The 16,917-nt window shown below is 68.6% G+C and carries 18 protein-coding genes; 13 read left to right on the forward strand and 5 right to left on the reverse strand.

What is annotated here, in order from left to right:
• Positions 1 to 64: 64 nt before the first annotated feature.
• From rfbD to manB, 3 genes are read left to right on the forward strand one after another with little or no spacing between them, the layout of a single operon-like run.
• Positions 65 to 973 carry a dTDP-4-dehydrorhamnose reductase gene (gene rfbD, locus AC5Y47_RS02805; protein ID WP_499941737.1) on the forward strand — a complete coding sequence of 303 codons (909 nt, stop codon included), beginning with the start codon at positions 65 to 67 and terminating at the stop codon, positions 971 to 973.
• A complete protein-coding gene (locus AC5Y47_RS02810; RefSeq protein WP_499941739.1) occupies positions 966 to 1,880 on the forward strand; it encodes a glycosyltransferase family 2 protein in 915 nt (304 codons plus the stop codon). Before rfbD ends, AC5Y47_RS02810 begins: the two co-directional genes overlap by 8 nt.
• A 1-nt stretch (position 1,881) precedes the next feature.
• Entirely contained in the window at positions 1,882 to 2,961 is a 1,080-nt protein-coding gene (manB, locus tag AC5Y47_RS02815; protein WP_499941741.1) for a mannose-1-phosphate guanylyltransferase, read from the forward strand.
• A 43-nt stretch (positions 2,962 to 3,004) separates the two neighbouring features.
• Here the strand turns inward: manB and AC5Y47_RS02820 are convergent, their stop codons facing one another.
• The 3 genes from AC5Y47_RS02820 to cofD are packed head-to-tail and all read right to left on the reverse strand — an operon-like array spanning position 3,005 to position 5,983.
• Complete coding sequence (locus AC5Y47_RS02820; protein ID WP_499941743.1) at positions 3,005 to 3,577, reverse strand: NUDIX hydrolase; 573 nt, start codon at positions 3,575 to 3,577, stop codon at positions 3,005 to 3,007.
• 40 nt (positions 3,578 to 3,617) lie between these two features.
• Complete coding sequence (locus AC5Y47_RS02825) at positions 3,618 to 4,967, reverse strand: coenzyme F420-0:L-glutamate ligase (RefSeq protein WP_499941911.1); 1,350 nt, start codon at positions 4,965 to 4,967, stop codon at positions 3,618 to 3,620.
• A 29-nt stretch (positions 4,968 to 4,996) separates the two neighbouring features.
• Positions 4,997 to 5,983: a 2-phospho-L-lactate transferase gene (gene cofD, locus AC5Y47_RS02830; protein ID WP_499941744.1), complete on the reverse strand. Its 987-nt coding sequence runs from the start codon at positions 5,981 to 5,983 to the stop codon at positions 4,997 to 4,999.
• A gap of 349 nt (positions 5,984 to 6,332) precedes the next feature.
• On the opposite strand from cofD, the gene AC5Y47_RS02835 reads away from it, so the two are divergent.
• Positions 6,333 to 6,689: a WhiB family transcriptional regulator gene (locus tag AC5Y47_RS02835; RefSeq protein WP_499941913.1), complete on the forward strand. Its 357-nt coding sequence runs from the start codon at positions 6,333 to 6,335 to the stop codon at positions 6,687 to 6,689.
• A 16-nt stretch (positions 6,690 to 6,705) separates the two neighbouring features.
• Here AC5Y47_RS02835 and AC5Y47_RS02840 read toward each other — a convergent pair whose 3' ends face one another.
• Entirely contained in the window at positions 6,706 to 7,125 is a 420-nt protein-coding gene (locus AC5Y47_RS02840) for a metallopeptidase family protein (RefSeq protein WP_499941915.1), read from the reverse strand.
• Positions 7,126 to 7,297: 172 nt separating this feature from the next.
• On the opposite strand from AC5Y47_RS02840, the gene AC5Y47_RS02845 reads away from it, so the two are divergent.
• Genes AC5Y47_RS02845 through manA form a run of 4 tightly spaced genes read left to right on the forward strand, consistent with a single transcriptional unit; the run spans position 7,298 to position 11,579 of the window.
• Positions 7,298 to 7,777: a DUF3499 domain-containing protein gene (locus AC5Y47_RS02845; protein ID WP_499941746.1), complete on the forward strand. Its 480-nt coding sequence runs from the start codon at positions 7,298 to 7,300 to the stop codon at positions 7,775 to 7,777.
• A gap of 53 nt (positions 7,778 to 7,830) precedes the next feature.
• Positions 7,831 to 9,231, forward strand: coding sequence for a phosphomannomutase/phosphoglucomutase (locus tag AC5Y47_RS02850; RefSeq protein ID WP_499941748.1), 1,401 nt, complete (start codon positions 7,831 to 7,833; stop codon positions 9,229 to 9,231).
• On the forward strand, positions 9,228 to 10,298 hold the full coding sequence (locus AC5Y47_RS02855; RefSeq protein WP_499941750.1) for a TobH protein: 1,071 nt from the start codon (positions 9,228 to 9,230) through the stop codon (positions 10,296 to 10,298). Before AC5Y47_RS02850 ends, AC5Y47_RS02855 begins: the two co-directional genes overlap by 4 nt.
• A 6-nt stretch (positions 10,299 to 10,304) precedes the next feature.
• Positions 10,305 to 11,579, forward strand: a complete 1,275-nt coding sequence (gene manA / locus AC5Y47_RS02860) for a mannose-6-phosphate isomerase, class I (RefSeq protein ID WP_499941751.1) — start codon at positions 10,305 to 10,307, stop codon at positions 11,577 to 11,579.
• On the opposite strand, the gene AC5Y47_RS02865 is transcribed toward manA, so the two are convergent.
• Entirely contained in the window at positions 11,563 to 12,957 is a 1,395-nt protein-coding gene (locus tag AC5Y47_RS02865; RefSeq protein ID WP_499941753.1) for an FAD-dependent oxidoreductase, read from the reverse strand. The genes manA and AC5Y47_RS02865 overlap by 17 nt on opposite strands.
• A 67-nt stretch (positions 12,958 to 13,024) precedes the next feature.
• On the opposite strand from AC5Y47_RS02865, the gene AC5Y47_RS02870 reads away from it, so the two are divergent.
• The 5 genes from AC5Y47_RS02870 (at position 13,025) to alkX (ending at position 16,877) form a co-directional block, all read left to right on the forward strand.
• Positions 13,025 to 14,482, forward strand: coding sequence for an amino acid permease (locus tag AC5Y47_RS02870; RefSeq protein WP_499941755.1), 1,458 nt, complete (start codon positions 13,025 to 13,027; stop codon positions 14,480 to 14,482).
• Positions 14,483 to 14,601: 119 nt separating this feature from the next.
• Entirely contained in the window at positions 14,602 to 15,861 is a 1,260-nt protein-coding gene (locus AC5Y47_RS02875; protein WP_499941757.1) for an alkane 1-monooxygenase, read from the forward strand.
• Entirely contained in the window at positions 15,858 to 16,034 is a 177-nt protein-coding gene (locus AC5Y47_RS02880) for a rubredoxin (protein WP_499941759.1), read from the forward strand. The genes AC5Y47_RS02875 and AC5Y47_RS02880 overlap by 4 nt, the downstream gene beginning before the upstream one ends.
• Before the next feature lie 10 nt (positions 16,035 to 16,044).
• Positions 16,045 to 16,230: a rubredoxin gene (locus AC5Y47_RS02885; protein WP_499941761.1), complete on the forward strand. Its 186-nt coding sequence runs from the start codon at positions 16,045 to 16,047 to the stop codon at positions 16,228 to 16,230.
• The gene (alkX, locus tag AC5Y47_RS02890; protein ID WP_499941763.1) at positions 16,227 to 16,877 is read left to right on the forward strand and encodes a TetR family transcriptional regulator AlkX; all 651 of its coding nucleotides are present in this window, start codon (positions 16,227 to 16,229) and stop codon (positions 16,875 to 16,877) included. Before AC5Y47_RS02885 ends, alkX begins: the two co-directional genes overlap by 4 nt.
• Positions 16,878 to 16,917 lie beyond the last annotated feature (40 nt).

The raw sequence follows: 16,917 nt of genomic DNA on the forward strand, positions 1-16,917 counted from the left end.
TGTAGGTTACTTGCGCAACAGCCGCTTTCCGGTTAGCCGGACCCGGCGTGCCAGACTCGATCCCGTGGCGAGCAGGGTGGTGATCACCGGGGCAGGTGGGCAACTGGGCAGTCTGTTGACCGCGCATGCCACCGGCGACGGCCGCGACGTGCTGGCCAGGACGTCGTCGGAATGGGACATCACCGACCCCACCGCGGCCGACGAGATCATCCGGACCGGCGATGTCGTCGTCAACTGCGCGGCGTACACGAACGTCGACGGTGCCGAAACCGACGAAGCCACCGCGTACGCCGTCAACGCGACCGGACCCGAACATCTGGCCCGCGCCTGCGCGCGCACCGGCGCCCGGCTGATCCACGTCTCCACCGACTACGTGTTCGACGGCGATTTTCACGGTGCCGAGCCGCGACCCTACGAGCCCGCCGACCCGACCGCACCGCAAGGCGTCTACGCCCGCAGCAAGCTCGCCGGCGAACAGGCCGTGTTCGCCGCGCTGCCGGAGGCCGTCGTGGTGCGCACCGCGTGGGTCTACACCGGCGGCGTGCAACGCAGCGACTTCGTCGCGGTCATGCAGCGCCTGGCCGCCGGGGATGGCCCGATCAAGGTGGTCGACGACCAGGTCGGCACGCCGACCTATGCGGCCGACCTGGCCGGCGCATTGCTGGAACTGGCCGACAGCGAGGTGAGCGGCCGGCTGCTGCACATAGCCAACGAGGGGATCGTTTCCCGGTTCGAGCAGGCCAGGGCGGTGTTCGAGGAGTCCGGCGCCGACCCGCAGCGGGTCAATCCGTGCGGCACCGACGAATTCCCCCGGCCCGCGCCGCGGCCGCCCTACTCGGCGCTGTCCAGCCGGGAGTGGGCCGCGGCGGGACTGATGCCGTTACGGCCCTGGCGCACGGCGCTTGTCGCGGCTATCACAGCTGCTTCGGGCCTTGGTTCGACCGATCGACCGTTACCCTCGACGCGTGACTGACGTTCTGCCGGTCGTGGCGGTGACCTATTCCCCGGGTCCGCACCTGGAGCGGTTCCTGGCGTCGTTGTCGCTGGCCACCGAGCGTCCGGTCAGTGTGCTGCTGGCCGACAACGGCTCCACCGACGGCACCCCGCAGGCCGCCGTCATGCGCTATCCCAACGTGCGGTTGCTGCCCACCGGGTCCAACCTCGGCTACGGGACCGCGGTGAACCGCACCGTCGCCAAGCTCGCTCAGCGTGACGAAAACTGGGTCGACGAGTGGGTCATCGTCGCCAACCCCGACGTGCAATGGGGACCCGGCAGCATCGACGCGCTGCTGGAAGCCGCCACCCGGTGGCCGCGGGCCGGCGCGTTCGGTCCGCTGATCCGCGACCCGGACGGATCGGTCTACCCCTCGGCGCGTCACCTGCCCAGCCTGATCCGCGGCGGTATGCACGCGGTGCTCGGTCCGGTCTATCCGCGCAACAGGTGGACGCGGGCCTATCGCCAGGAGCACCTGGAGCCCAGTGAGCGGCCGGTGGGCTGGCTGTCGGGGTCGTGCCTGCTGGTGCGGCGCGCGGCGTTCGAACAGGTCGGCGGGTTCGACGAGCGCTACTTCATGTACATGGAGGACGTCGACCTCGGCGACCGGCTCGGCAAGGCCGGCTGGCAGTCGGTGTACGTGCCGTCGGCCGAGGTGTTGCACCACAAGGGTCACTCCACCGGCCGTGACCCGGCCAGCCATCTGGCCGCCCATCACCGCAGTACCTATATCTTCTTGGCGGATCGGCATTCCGGATGGTGGCGGGCTCCGCTGCGCTGGACGCTGCGCGGGTCGCTGGCGGTGCGTTCGCGCGTGATGGTGCGCAGCGCACTGCGCCGGTCGCGCAAGTCGTTGCGGCGGGAGCTGGCAGAAGGGCGGCGTTGAGATGGCGACCCATCAAGTCGACGCGGTGGTGCTGGTCGGCGGCAAAGGGACCCGGCTACGACCGTTGACGTTGTCGGCGCCCAAGCCGATGTTGCCGACGGCAGGGCTGCCGTTCCTGACCCATCTGCTGTCGCGGATCGCGGCCGCGGGCATCGAGCACGTGGTGCTGGGTACCTCCTATCGGGCCGAGGTGTTCGAGGCCGAGTTCGGCGACGGCTCCAAGCTGGGGTTGCAGATCGAGTACGTGACCGAGGAGAACGCGCTGGGCACCGGCGGTGGCATCGCCAACGTCGCCGGCAAGTTGCGCCACGACACCGTGATGGTGTTCAACGGCGACGTGCTGTCCGGTGCCGACCTGGGCCAGCTGCTGGAGTTCCATCACGGGCATCAGGCCGACGTGACGTTGCATCTGGTGCGGGTGGGCGACCCTCGCGCGTTCGGTTGCGTGCCCACGGACTCCGACGGCCGCGTCACCGCCTTTCTCGAGAAGACGCAGGATCCGCCGACCGACCAGATCAACGCCGGCTGTTATGTGTTCGGGCGCGACGTGATCGACCGGATTCCGCGGGGCCGGGAGGTCTCGGTGGAACGTGAGGTGTTCCCGTCCCTGCTCTCGGCCGACGACGTCAAGGTGTGCGGGTACGTCGACGCCACCTATTGGCGCGACATGGGCACGCCGGAGGACTTCGTGCGTGGTTCGGCGGACCTGGTGCGCGGGATCGCGCCGTCCCCGGCGCTGCACGGGCAGCGTGGTGAGTCGTTGGTGCACGACGGCGCCGCGGTGGCGCCGGGCGCGCTGCTGATCGGCGGCACCGTCGTCGGGCGGGGTGCGGAGATCGGCCCGGGGGCGCGGCTGGACGGCGCGGTGGTCTTCGACGGCGTCAAGGTCGAGGCCGGCAGTGTGATCGAGCGTTCGATCCTCGGCTTCGGCGCCCGCATCGGTCCGCGGGCGCTGATTCGCGACGGCGTGATCGGTGACGGTGCCGACATCGGCGCGCGCTGCGAACTGCTGCGCGGCGCGCGGGTGTGGCCGGGGGTCTCGATTCCCGACGGCGGAATCCGGTACTCGTCCGACGTCTAGTTGTTGTGGCGAGCAGACGCAAAAGCCCCCTGAAACGGCCGTTTCAGGGGGCTTTTGCGTCTGCTCGCCGCACTGACGTGCGGCGCGCTGAGGCGCGGTCCACCAGGTACTTCAGGGCGTGATCGGTGCCGTCCGGCAACGCCTCGGCCGGCCACCACTGCAGGTCGTCGGACTCGTCGCTGAGCACGATCTGAGCCCCGGCCGGTGCATGGGCCACGAACTGCAGATCCACGTGCCGGGTCGGCACGCCCAGTGAGCAGGTGACCGGATGCACGTGCAGCGCAACGAGTTCGGGGTCCACGCGCAACCCGTCGACGCCGGACTCTTCGGTGGCTTCGCGCAGTGCGGCGGCCAGGATGTCGGTGTCCTCGGGTTCGCAGTGCCCGCCCAGTTGCACCCAGCGGCCCAGCCTGGGGTGCAGGGTGAGCAGCACCCGTTCGCCGCTGTCGTCGAACACCAACGCCGAGGCGGTGACGTGGCCCGGTACACATTCGCGCACGCAGGAGTCTTCGCGGGCCAGCACGAAGGTCAGCACGGCCTGCCGAAGCGCATCCTGGGCGGGGTCAGGTGTCTCCCAACCGCCCAGCAGTTCGATCACCGAGTCCCGGAGGTTCATCGCGCGCCTCGTCTGTCAAAACCCGCGCCGGCGGAGGTCTTCACTTGCGGATCAGCAGGTCGTCGACCGGGACCGGGTCGCGCAACCCGGCGGGCTCGGCCGGGTACCCGATGGCGATCGCGCCCAACGGTTCCCAGTCGGCGGGCAGCCCCAACTCGGCGCGGACCAAATCGGCGGCGAAGATCGTCGACCCGATCCAACAACTGCCGACTCCACGCACCGCCAGCGCGACCAGCAGCCCCTGCACGGCAGCCCCGACCGCGACGGTGAACATGGTGTGCTCGGCCTCGGTGCGCGCGGCATCGGGATAGCTGTGGGCGCCGTCCGGCACCAGCATGGGAATCACGACTTCTGGTGCGTCATAGAGGATCTGGCCGCGCGAGACCCGGCGGTCCACCGCGTCGGCGGGTCTGCCGTCGGCGGTGAGGTCCGCGCGCCACTTGTCCTTCATCCGGTCCAGCAGCCGGGTTCGGACCGTGGCGGTCTGCAGCCAGACGAACCGCACCGGGCGGGTGTGGTGGGGCGCCGGGGCGGTCAACGCCTCGGCGACGGCGGCTTCGACGAGTTCGGGTGGCACCGGCTGGTCGCTGAACTGGCGGATCGAACGACGCGACAGCTGCGCCTGACGACGGCCGAGATCCAGCGCCTCGGCGGTGCCCAGCCAGAACAGGTCCTCGGAACCGGCGCGCACCAACTGCCGCGCGCTCGAACCGTCGTCCACCGGGTCCAACCCGCGCACCACCGCGACCGGCATCGCGGTCAGCTTGCCCTTGACCAGGTCGGCGGCGGCGGCCACCTCGTCGGCGACGGCGATCTCGGTCACCACCAGATCGTTGCCGTACCGGTCGGCAGCCCCCGAATAGTTATGCAGCACAGCAATTCCCGCGCTGCCGATGGCGGCGTCGATCTGACCGTTGCGCCAGGCGCGGCCCATGGTGTCGGTGATGACGACGGCGACGGTGACGCCGAGCCGCGCGCGTAACCCGGCCCGCAGCGCGGCCGCGCTGCCGTCCGGGTCGACGGGCAACAGCGCCAATTCCGAACGGCCGACGTTGGATCCGTCCACCCCGGCGGCGGCCTGCACCAGGCCCAGCCGGTTCTCGGTGATCAACGTACGCTCCTTGCGGGCCAGCACCCGCACCGCTTCGCCGTCGACGAGCTTGCGGCGCAAGGTGTCTCGGCGCTCCGGATCGAGGGGTGCCGGAACCAGCCGGCCCTCGCATTTGGACACGACCTTGCTGGTGACCGCCAACACGTCCCCGTCGCGCAGCCACGGCGCCGCCGCGGCCAGGGCGGCACTGAGGTCGTCACCCGGACGGAACTCGGGAAGCCCGGTGACAGGCAGTATTTCGATCGCAGTCGCGGTGCCGTGCTCACCCGCCGGCGGCAGCGCCGGTTCGAAATGAGGACCGGGCCCGCTCACACCGCCACGCCCGCCAGATCCAGCCCGGCACGCACCATCTCGGCCGTCGCTGCCGGATCGCTCATCAACAACGGTATGGAACGCACGGTCACACCGTCGATTTCGGCGGTGTCGCCGTCGTGCACCAACCAGTGATCCAAGATCCCGGTGCCTCGGCGGGCACCGTAATACCGACCCACCGCCTGCGCGGTGCTATCCACACCGATCACCGAAAGGCAGGCATCGGCCATGCCGCGCAACGGCTTTCCCCCGATGATCGGTGAGTATCCGACGACTGCGGCGCCGGTGGCCCGCAGCGCGGCCCGGATGCCCGGCACCGCCAGGATGGCGCCCACGCTGACCACCGGATTGGACGGTGCCAGCATGATTACGTCGGCCTCACCGATGGCCGCCGTCGCTTCGGTTGTGGCGCTGGCCTTTTCGGCTCCGACGAAAGCGAAGCTGTGGGTGGGTACCTGGGCACGGTAACGCACCCACCACTCCTGGAAGTGAATCGCCCGCCGGGTCCCGGCTTCGGGGTCGGTGATCACCACGTGCGTCTCGCAGCGGTCGTCGCTGGCCGGCAGCAACCGTGCGCCGGGTTGCCAGCGGTCGCACAGCGCCGCGGTGATCTGCGACAGCGGGTAGCCGGCGTTGAGCATCTGAGTGCGAACCAAATGGGTGGCCAGGTCCCGGTCACCCAGGCCGAACCAGTCGGGCTGCACGCCATAGCGCGCGAGTTCCTCTTTGGCATGCCAGGTTTCGTCACGGTGACCCCAGCCGCGCTCCGGGTCCACCCCGCCGCCCAGGGTGTACATGCAGGTGTCCAGGTCCGGACAGATGCGTACGCCATGGATCCAGGCGTCGTCACCGATGTTGACCACGGCGGTCAGTTCATGCTCGGTCTGATCCGATCGAGCAAACTGCCCAAGGCCGAGCAACTGCTGCACGCCGAGCAGGAATCGGGCGCCGCCGACCCCGCCGACCAGCACGGTGACCTTCACACCGCAGGACAGTACCCGCCCCCCGAAACCGGGATCTCCTCGGTAACCACTGTGGCACAAGGGACTTGTGATACTACTGTGTCCGACACGCCCATGTGGCCGAACAACAGAAACGCCGAAATTCGATCACGAGATGGTATGGAAATGCGGCGAAGTGCTTGACCAGGGTCACCCGCCCGTGTCTAATCACATCAGTGTCATTTCCCGGTTGGCCGGCCGGTTCCGGTGTCGCAGACCGAGATTCGATCACTTGTTCGAATTGGGCATCTGTACATCAGAACAGTGGGAAACCATTTCATTCTCTATGCGAGGAGGCGGGGTCATGTCCTATGAGCACCTTCGGGGCGTAATGGGAGGCGTGCCGCACACCAACTCCGGCTCGGCCGTGACACATCTGCCGATGCCGACGGCACCGGTCCGTCCTCATCTCAGCGTCGTCCCGGATGCGCCCGCCGTATTCGAGCCCGAGCCGCTGCCGGAAGTCCCTGCCGACCAATGGCAGGACAAGGCGCTGTGCGCGCAGACCGATCCCGAGGCCTTCTTCCCGGAGAAGGGCGGCTCGACCCGCGAGGCCAAGAAGATCTGCCTGGGGTGCGAGGTCCGTCATGAATGCCTGGAGTACGCGCTGGCGCACGACGAGCGCTTCGGCATCTGGGGCGGCCTGTCCGAACGGGAACGCCGCCGCCTCAAGCGCGGCATCATCTGAGCCGCCCAGGCCAAGATCAGTCGTCGATCGTCGGGTCGATGACCGAGGGCTCCACGTCCAGATAGATGGCCACCTGCGCCACCAGGATCTCGTGCAGCAGGTCGCCGAGTTCGATGGTGTCCTTGGCTCGTCGCTCAATTGGCTTGCGAAACAACACGATTCGGGCCCGCGTGGCGTTGCCGCGCACGTCGACTCCGGCGGGAATCAGACGGGCCAGCGCGATCGGCCCGTCGGCGATCACCTCGGGCGGCCACTGCACGCTGCCGGGATCCTTGGCGGCGATCCGTGGGATCTCGTCGACGGCGACGTCCAGTTCCGACACCCGGTCCTGCCAGCGCCGCTCGATGGGTTCGTAGGCCTCGAGCACCGCCATGTCGAACCGCTCGGCGCGGCTGCGCCAGCCCGGCACCGTGGGCGGGAGCAACGGACCGCGCAGCTCGCGACCCCGCCGTCGGGACCGGTGCCCGGACGTCCCGGTCCAGCCGCCCCCCGGCCGACCACTGCGGCCGGAGCCGCGGGAATCGCTCACGCGCCGATGGTAACGGTTACACATCGGACCCCGCGTGTCCGGCGCTTCAGCGACGTTTACCCGCGATAGCCTTTCGAGCGTGAACGTACCCCGTCGCTGCTGCCGGCCCGGGTGTCCGCACTACGCAGTGGCAACGCTGACGTTCGTCTACTCGGACTCCACTGCGGTGGTCGGACCACTCGCCACCGCGCGGGAACCCCATTCCTGGGACCTGTGCGTCGGCCATGCCGGTCGCATCACCGCCCCGCGTGGCTGGGACCTGGTGCGCCACGCCGGCCCGCTCAATTGCGAGCCCGCCAATCCCGACGAGGACGACCTGGTGGCGCTGGCCGACGCGGTACGCGAGGGTGCCGTGGCCCGCGGAACTGCGATCGTCAACGGGTTCAGCACGCGCACAGACGGATACGACGGATACGACGACGTCCCGCGCGCCAACGGCGATCATCTGCATCCGGCCGGAGCGCACGCCGCGCCGAGCGGGTCCGTGTTGGCCCCGCCGGAACACCGGTCCGGACGCCGGCGTGGACACTTGCGGGTGCTGCCCGACCCGGCTGACTAAGGCGTCCCGATAGGCTGGCGGCCAAGAGTTCACGTCGTCAGGAGCGCTGCAGAATGTCATGGCCCGCGGAGGCTGTCCACCGTGTCATCAAGGCCTACGACGTTCGCGGACTGGTGGGCGAAGAGATCAACGAGCCGTTCGTCGCCGACGTCGGCGCCGCGTTCGCCCGGCTGATGCGCGGTGAGGGCGCCGGCCAGGTGGTGATCGGCCACGACATGCGTGACAGTTCCCCGTCGCTGGCGGCCGCGTTCGCCGACGGCGTCACCGGCCAGGGCCTGGACGTGGTGCGGATCGGGCTGGCCTCCACCGACCAGCTGTACTTCGCGTCCGGCCTGCTGGACTGCCCCGGCGCGATGTTCACCGCCAGCCACAACCCGGCGGCCTACAACGGCATCAAACTGTGCCGCAACGGCGCCAAACCCGTCGGCAAGGACACCGGACTGACGTCCATCAGCGAGGACCTGATCGCCGGGGTGCCGAACGCGCAGGACCGGCCGCGCGGGTCGGTCAGCGACAAAGACGTGCTGGTCGAGTACGGGGTGTACCTGCGTTCGCTGGTCAACACCGCCGACCTGCGCCCGTTGCGGGTGGCGGTGGACGCCGGTAACGGCATGGCCGGGCACACCGCCCCGGCAGTGCTGGGCGCGATCGGCTCGATCACGTTGCTGCCCTTGTACTTTGAGCTCGACGGCACGTTCCCCAATCACGAAGCCAACCCGCTGGACCCGGCGAACCTGGTGGACCTGCAGGACTTCGTGCGCGAAACCGGCGCCGATATCGGGCTGGCGTTCGACGGCGACGCCGACCGTTGCTTCGTCGTCGACGAACGCGGCCTGCCGGTCTCGCCGTCCACGGTCACCAGCCTGGTGGCCGCCCGCGAACTGGGCCGCGAGATCGGCGCCACCGTGATCCACAACGTGATCACCTCCCGCGCCGTGCCCGAGCTGGTGGCCGAACGTGGCGGCACACCGCTGCGCTCGCGGGTCGGTCACTCCTATATCAAGGCGCTGATGGCCGAGACCGGCGCGATCTTCGGCGGCGAACATTCGGCGCACTACTACTTCCGCGACTTCTGGGGCGCCGACTCCGGCATGCTGGCCGCGCTGTACGTGCTGGCGGCCCTCGGCGAGCAGCACCGACCGCTCTCGGAGCTGACCGCGGACTATCAGCGCTACGAATCCTCCGGTGAGATCAACTTCAAGGTCGCCGACGCACCGGCCTGTGTGGACGCGGTGCTCAAGACGTTCGGCAGCCGGATCCACTCCATCGATCACCTGGACGGGGTGACGGTGGACCTGGGCGACGGCAGCTGGTTCAACTTGCGCAGTTCCAACACCGAACCGCTATTGCGGCTCAATGTGGAGGGGCGCAGCATCGAGGATGTGGACGCGGTGGTCGCACAGGTCAGCGAAAGGATCGCGGCCCAGGGCGCCCGGTCCGGGGCCGGTACGTGAACGCCGTCGGGGCGATCGACCTCGAGGACGCCGACGGCCTGCTCGCCGCCGACCGGGACGGCCTGTTGCGGGCGGCGTCGATGGCCGGCGCGCAGGTGCGCACCGTGGCCGCCGCGCTGGAGGAAGGTGACCTGGATCCGCTGCGCGGGAACGACCGTGCGCGCAGCGTGATCTGGGTGGCCGGCCGCGGTACCGCCGAGACGGCGGGCGTCCTGCTGGCTTCGACCCTGACCACCGCCGCCGCCTCGCCGATCGTGCTGGCGACCGAGGCGCCGCCGTGGGTCGGGCCGCTGGACGTGCTGATCGTGGCCGGGGACGACCCCGGTGATCCGGCGCTGGTCGGCGCGGCCGCGACCGGGGTGCGCCGGGGCGCGCGGGTGGTGGTGGCGGCGCCGTACGAGGGTCCGCTGCGGGACTCGACGGCCGGCCGGGTCGCGGTGCTGGCGCCGCGGCTGTGGACGCCGGACGGGTTCGGGCTGTGCCGGTACCTGGCCGCCGGTCTGGCGGTGCTGCAGACCGTGGACCCCAGGCTGGGATTCGACCTCGCCGCGCTGGCCGACGAACTGGACGCCGAGGCGCTACGCAACAGCGCCGCGCGCGAGTTGTTCACCAATCCGGCCAAGACGCTGGCCGCGCGGATGACCGATTGCCGGGTCGCGTTGACCGGAGACAATGCCGCGACGCTGGCGCTGGCCCGGCACGGCAGTTCGGTGCTGCTGCGCAACGCTCAGCAGGTCGTCGCGGCCACCGGGCTGGCGGACGCGGTGACCGCGCTGCGCCACGGACCCGACGCTTACGGCAGCGTGACGGACGCGCTGTTCCACGACGAGCAGATCGACGGGCCGCTGCCGCAGCGGCTGCGGGTGCTGGCGCTGACGCTGAGCGCCGAGCGCACGGTCGTGGCCGCCCGGGTGGCCGGGCTCGACGACGTGTATCTGGTGGGGGCGCAGGACGACTCGGGTGTCACGACCACGCCGACCGCCACCCAGCGCGTGGAGGAGCAACTGGCAGTATTGGCCGTTCGGCTGGAAATGGCCGCGGTTTACCTGCGACTGGCACGGGGATAGAAGACGGTGGACTTGCTACGCGGAGCCTTGCGCACCTACGCCTGGGGATCGCGCATCGCCCTCGCCGAGTTCACCGGGCGGCCGGTACCGGCCGCGCATCCCGAGGCCGAACTGTGGTTCGGCGCCCACCCCGGCGACCCGGCCTTCTTGGAGACCGCCGACGGTGAGACCTCGTTGCTGGTGGCACTGACCGCCGACCCGGACGGACAGCTGGGCGCGGCGTCGCGGGCGCGGTTCGGCGACGTGCTGCCGTTCCTGGTCAAGGTGTTGGCCGCCGACGAACCGCTGTCGTTGCAGGCTCATCCGAGCGCCGCGCAGGCGGTCGAGGGATATCTGCGCGAAGAGCGACTGGGCATCCCGGTGAACTCGCCGGTCCGCAACTACCGCGACACCAGCCACAAGCCGGAGTTGCTGGTGGCGTTGCAGCCGTTCGAGGCGCTGGCCGGTTTCCGGCAGGTGGCACGCACCCGCGCGCTGCTCCAGGCGCTGGCCGTCTCCGACCTCGACCCGTTCATCGACCTGCTCGGTGACGGATCCGGCGACGGATCCGACGACGGATCCGGCGACGGATCCGACGACCAGTCCGACGCTGACGGCCTGCGCGCGCTGTTCACCACCTGGATCACCGCACCCCAACCCGACCTCGACGTCCTGGTGCCCGCTGTGCTCGACGGCGCCATCCACTACGTCAGTTCCGGCGCAACCGAATTCGCCGCTGAAGCCCGGACGGTGCTGGAGCTGGGGGAGCGCTACCCCGGCGACGCCGGCGTGCTGGCCGCGCTGCTGCTCAACCGCATCAGCCTGGCCCCGGGTGAGGCGATCTTCCTGCCGGCCGGCAACCTGCACACCTACCTGCGCGGCTTCGCGCTGGAGGTAATGGCCAACTCCGACAACGTATTACGCGGCGGACTCACCCCCAAGCACGTCGACGTGCCGGAGTTGCTGCGGGTGCTGGACTTCACCCCCACCCCCGAGTCGCAACTGCGCCCGCCGGTCCGCCCCGACGGGCTGGCGCTGTGCTATGAAACCCCGGCCGAGGAGTTCGCGGTCGCTTTGTTGGTGCTCGACGGCGACCAGCTGGGCCATGAGGTCGACGCGCCGTCCCGGCATGACGGTCCGCAGATCCTGTTGTGCGCCGAGGGATCGGTGACAGTGCACGCCAAGTCCGACACCCTGATCCTCGATCGCGGCGCCGCCGCCTGGGTGGGCGCCGACGACGGTCCGATCCGGCTGTCCGCCGAGGCGCCGGCCCAGCTGTTCCGCGCTACCGTCGGGCTGTAGCCGGGCGCCGACGCTGCCGCTGTTCGCCCAGCCAGAGCCGCATGTTGTGCGCGATGGTACGACCCAGTATCGACGGCGACGGGATCATGTACAGGCTGTCGAGCAGGGAGAATCGACGCAGAAACCATTCTCCCAGAACGGGATTCGTCTCCGCGGCGCCGAGGAACTGCTCGAACAAGCCGCCCGCCGCGCGATACCACCGTGGTTCGGGGTCCATGACGGCGTGGTGGAACGTCACGTCACCGATGGCGTTCATCATCCACACCGGGAACGTGGTCTTGGCGGTGAGGCGACTCAGTTCGGTGGCCAGATCTTCCTCCGGTGATTCCAGTGCCCGGCGCAGATGCCCGGCCTGCAGCGACGTCATCGTCATGCCCTGGCCGAACGTCGGGTTGAAGCTGGCGACCGCGTCGCCGATCGGCACGATTCCGGCCGGGAAGCGCTCCAGCTTGTGATAGCGCCGCCACCGGCTGACCGGAAAAGCATGGAAGGCCGGTTCGCCGACGGGTTCGGACTGCGCCAGCGCGGCGTTGAAATGGTCGGGTAACAGCTCTTTGGCCAGCCCCAGCATCTCGGGAAAGGTCCGCGGCGGTTTGGCATGCCCCACCCCGAAGGTGGTCAGCACCCAGGTGCGGTCCTCGTAGAACAACATGCCCAGCCCGAGCGGTTGGTCGTGCGAGGCGCCGGCCACCACCACCTTCTCCTGGATCAGGCCCTCGGGCATCCGGAAGCGGTGAGTGGCGTAGTTGATGCCGATGTCCACGGTCGCCTCGGGTGCGCGCTCGTAGCCCCACTGGGTGAGCCACACCGGTAGCCGGGTGCCGCGTCCGGCCGCGTCGACGACGAGATCGGCCTCGACGAATTCGGGGTCCTCTCCCGGTTCCCGCGGATCCAGCAGCACGCCCGTCACCCGCTGTAACGGGGGCTCGAACCGTGGCTCGGCGACGGGGCGCTGCACGATCTGGACGTTGTCGATGGCCGCGGTGCGTTGCCGGATCTGCCATTCCAGGTGCGGGCGACTCGGCACGTAGGCGGTGAACTCGTCACGCAGCGTGTGGCCGGTGCCCAGCACGTGACCCGCCGCGCCCAGATGGATGCAGTCCGGGCGGTTCTCCAGCATCGGCACACCGGCGGCGACCATGTCCTGCAGCAGACCCGGATAGAGGCTTTCGAACTCGTTGGCGCCGCGGGCCATCAGCAGATGCAGGTGCTGGTCCTGGGGGACGGTGGCGCGGTTGGCGGGTTCGCTGGGCAGGTCGTCGCGTTCGAAGACCGTCACCCGCGAATAGAAGTCGGACAGCACCCGCGCCGCGCACAGCCCGGCGATGCTGGCGCCGATGACGACTGCGTGATTTCTGTTCCCTGCGCTCCCCACCATCTGGGCAGAGTACCCAGTACTGTCCGGTCACAGAACGCACCGCGGCGCTTTGAAGGGAACGGGTCGGATGGCGAATCGCTGGCGCACGAAAACGGTCGAGCAGTCGATCGCCGACACCGACGAGCCGAGCACCCGGCTCCGTAAGGACCTCACCTGGTGGGATCTGGTGGTCTTCGGCGTCTCGGTGGTGATCGGGGCCGGCATCTTCACCGTGACCGCCTCGACGACCGGCGACATCACCGGGCCGGCCATCTGGATCTCGTTCTTGATCGCCGCGGCCACCTGCGCGCTGGCAGCACTGTGTTACGCCGAGTTCGCCTCGACCCTGCCGGTGGCCGGCAGCGCCTACACCTTCTCCTATGCCACCTTCGGCGAACTGCTGGCCTGGGTGATCGGCTGGAACCTGGTGCTGGAACTGGCCATCGGTGCCGCCGTCGTCGCCAAGGGATGGTCGAGCTATCTCGGCACGGTGTTCGACTTCGCCGGGGCCACCGCCCATTTCCGCTGGTTCAACGTCGACTGGGGTGCCCTGCTGATCGTCACGCTGGTGGCGGTCCTGCTGGCGCTGGGCACCAAACTGTCCTCGCGCTTTTCCGCCGTGGTGACCGCGATCAAGGTCTCGGTGGTCATCCTGGTGGTCATAGTCGGGGCCTTCTACATCAAGGCGGCCAATTTCCAGCCGTTCATCCCCGAACCGGAAACCCAACACGGCGGGAGCGGTCTGGACCAGTCGGTGCTGTCGATGCTCACCGGCGCCGGAGGTAGCCATTACGGCTGGTACGGCGTGTTGGCAGGCGCGTCGATCGTGTTCTTCGCGTTCATCGGCTTCGACATCGTCGCCACCATGGCCGAGGAAACCAAGGAGCCGCAGCGCAACGTCCCCCGCGGCATCCTGGCGTCGCTCGGTGTGGTGACCGTGCTCTACGTGGCGGTGTCGATCGTGCTGTCGGGCATGGTCTCCTACACCGAACTCAAGACGGTGAACCATCATTCGGCGAACCTGGCCACCGCGTTCCAGGCCAACGGCATCTACTGGGCCAGCGGCATCATCTCGGTGGGCGCGCTGGCCGGGCTGACCACGGTGGTGATGGTGCTGATGCTCGGCCAGTGCCGGGTGCTGTTCGCGATGGCGCGCGACGGGCTGCTGCCGCGCGGCCTGGCCAAGACCGGCAAACGCGGCACGCCGGTGCGCATCACCGTGCTGGTCGCTGTCGTGATCGCCGCCACGGCCTCGGTTTTTCCCATCGACAAGCTCGAAGAGATGGTCAACGTGGGCACGTTGTTCGCGTTCGTGCTGGTGTCGGCCGGCGTGATCGTGCTGCGCAGGACGCGTCCCGACCTGGAACGCGGGTTCAAGGCGCCCTGGGTGCCGCTGCTGCCGATCGCGTCGGTGTGCGCGTGCCTGTGGCTGATGCTCAACCTGACCGCGCTGACCTGGGTGCGGTTCGGTGTGTGGCTGCTGATCGGGGTCGTCATCTACCTCGGCTACGGGCGCCGGCACTCGACTCAGGGGAGCCGCAGCTAGACAAATCCGATCAATTTGGACAGTTGCTTTACAAAACAGCGCTCTGTGTCTAGACAGGAGACGCAGACTGCCGTAATGTCCAATCTCAACGTGGGGTGACACACAAGGAGGTTTGGAATATGACCACACACATCGACGCCCTGAGCGCGGAAGCGCCGGCGACACAGTGGCGCGACAGGAAGCGCTATCTGTGGCTGATGGGGCTGATTCCGCCGACGATGCTGTTCGTGATGCTGCCGATCGTCTGGGGTCTCAACCAGCTGGGCTGGCACACCGCGGCGCAGGTGCCGTTGTGGATCGGGCCGATCCTGCTGTACATCCTGTTGCCGATTCTCGACCTGCGGTTCGGGCCGGACGGGCAGAACCCGCCCGACGAGGTGATGGAGCAACTGGAGAACGACAAGTACTACCGCTACTGCACCTACATCTTCATCCCGTTCCAGTACGCCAGCATGATCCTGGGTGCCTACCTGTTCACCGCGTCCGATCTCAGCTGGCTCGGCTTCCCTGGTTCTGAAGGCGGACTGGGCTGGCTGGGCAAGATCGGCGTCGCGCTATCGGTGGGTGTGCTCGGCGGCGTCGGGATCAACACCGCACACGAGATGGGGCACAAGAAGGACTCGCTGGAACGCTGGCTGTCCAAAATCACCCTGGCGCAGACCGCCTACGGGCACTTCTACATCGAGCACAACCGCGGCCACCACGTGCGCGTCTCCACCCCGGAGGACCCGGCGTCGTCACGGTTCGGCGAGACGTTCTGGGAGTTCCTGCCGCGTAGCGTCATCGGCAGCGCCCGCTCCTCGGTGCACCTCGAGGCGCAACGCATCCGCCGGCTCGGCAAGAGCCCCTGGGACCCCCGGACCTACCTGTCCAACGACGTGCTGAACGCCTGGGCGATGACCGCGGTGCTGTTCGGGGTATTGATCGCGGTGTTCGGTGTCAGCCTGGTCCCCTTCCTGATCATCCAGGCGATCTTCGGATTCTCCCTGCTCGAAGCCGTCAACTACCTCGAGCACTACGGCCTGCTGCGGCAGAAGAACCCGAACGGTCGCTACGAGCGGTGCGCACCGGTGCACAGCTGGAACTCCGACCACATCGTCACCAACCTGTTCCTCTACCACCTGCAACGGCACAGCGACCACCACGCCAACCCGACCCGGCGCTACCAGACGCTGCGCAGCATGGCAGGGTCACCCAACCTGCCCAGCGGGTACGCGTCGATGATCGGGCTGACCTACTTCCCGCCGCTGTGGCGCAAGGTGATGGACCACCGGGTGCTCGAGCACTACGACGGCGACATCACCAAGGTCAACGTGCAGCCGCGGCTGCGGGAGAAGTTGCTGGCCAAGTACGGAGCCCCGAAGGAACTCGCGGCATGACGGTTTCCAGCACCTACAAGTGTCCGGTGTGTGACTACGTCTACGACGAAGCCAAAGGCGATGCCAGGGAAGGGTTTCCGGCCGGCACGCCGTGGGACCAGGTTCCCGACGATTGGACCTGCCCGGACTGCGCCGTCCGAGAGAAGCCCGATTTCGAACCCGTCCAAGGTTAGGAGCAAGACCATGAACGACGACTACAAGCTCTACCAGTGCGTGCAGTGTGGTTTCGAATACGACGAGGCGCTGGGCTGGCCGGAGGACGGCATCGCTGCCGGCACCCGTTGGGACGACATCCCCGAGGACTGGAGCTGCCCGGACTGCGGCGCGGCGAAGTCGGACTTCGTGATGGTGGAGGTGGCTCGCCCATGATCGGCACCAACTTCGTGGCCAAAACAGCTATGGTCGCGCCTGTGAAGCGGATTCCGTACGCCGAGGCCTCCCGGGCCCTGTTGCGTGAGTCGGTGCTGGACGCGATGCGGGACCTGCTGCTGACCCGCGACTGGTCGGCCATCACGCTCTCGGACGTGGCCCGGGCCGCCGGCATCAGCCGGCAGACCATCTACAACGAGTTCGGCTCCCGTCAGGGCCTGGCCCAGGGTTACGCCCTGCGTCTGGCCGACCGACTGGTCGACACCGTCAAGGCGGCGCTGGAGGCCAACATCGGCAACATCTACGAGTCGTTCCTGCAGGGTTTCCGCGCCTTCTTCGTCGAGACGGCGGCCGACCCGCTGGTGATCTCGCTGTTGACCGGGGTCGCCAAGCCGGATCTGCTGCAGCTGATCACCACCGACAGTGCGCCCATCATCACCCGGGCGTCGGCGCGGTTGTCCACGGCGTTCACCCAGACCTGGCTGGCCACCAGCGACGACGACGCGAACGTGTTGTCCCGGGCGATCGTGCGGCTGTGCCTGAGCTACGTGTCGATGCCGCCGGAGTCCGACCACGACGTCGCGGCCGACCTGGCCCGGCTGATGACACCCTTCGCGGAGCGGCACGGGGTGAACCTGGAATCCTGACAGTCCCCCAGTTGGGTAGGGGTATACCGACGGGCGGCTA

This window comes from Mycobacterium sp. NGS22 (genome assembly GCF_059813095.1).

Bases quoted from the DNA above. Each gene is read 5' to 3' on its own strand.
- manB (WP_499941741.1), top strand. From the start codon at position 1,882: ATGGCGACCCATCAAGTCGACGCGGTGGTGCTGGTCGGCGGCAAAGGG.
- AC5Y47_RS02820 (WP_499941743.1), bottom strand. From the start codon at position 3,577: ATGAACCTCCGGGACTCGGTGATCGAACTGCTGGGCGGTTGGGAGACA.
- AC5Y47_RS02835 (WP_499941913.1), top strand. From the start codon at position 6,333: ATGGGAGGCGTGCCGCACACCAACTCCGGCTCGGCCGTGACACATCTG.
- AC5Y47_RS02850 (WP_499941748.1), top strand. From the start codon at position 7,831: ATGTCATGGCCCGCGGAGGCTGTCCACCGTGTCATCAAGGCCTACGAC.
- AC5Y47_RS02865 (WP_499941753.1), bottom strand. From the start codon at position 12,957: ATGGTGGGGAGCGCAGGGAACAGAAATCACGCAGTCGTCATCGGCGCC.
- AC5Y47_RS02870 (WP_499941755.1), top strand. From the start codon at position 13,025: ATGGCGAATCGCTGGCGCACGAAAACGGTCGAGCAGTCGATCGCCGAC.
- AC5Y47_RS02875 (WP_499941757.1), top strand. From the start codon at position 14,602: ATGACCACACACATCGACGCCCTGAGCGCGGAAGCGCCGGCGACACAG.
- AC5Y47_RS02880 (WP_499941759.1), top strand. From the start codon at position 15,858: ATGACGGTTTCCAGCACCTACAAGTGTCCGGTGTGTGACTACGTCTAC.
- AC5Y47_RS02885 (WP_499941761.1), top strand. From the start codon at position 16,045: ATGAACGACGACTACAAGCTCTACCAGTGCGTGCAGTGTGGTTTCGAA.
- alkX (WP_499941763.1), top strand. From the start codon at position 16,227: ATGATCGGCACCAACTTCGTGGCCAAAACAGCTATGGTCGCGCCTGTG.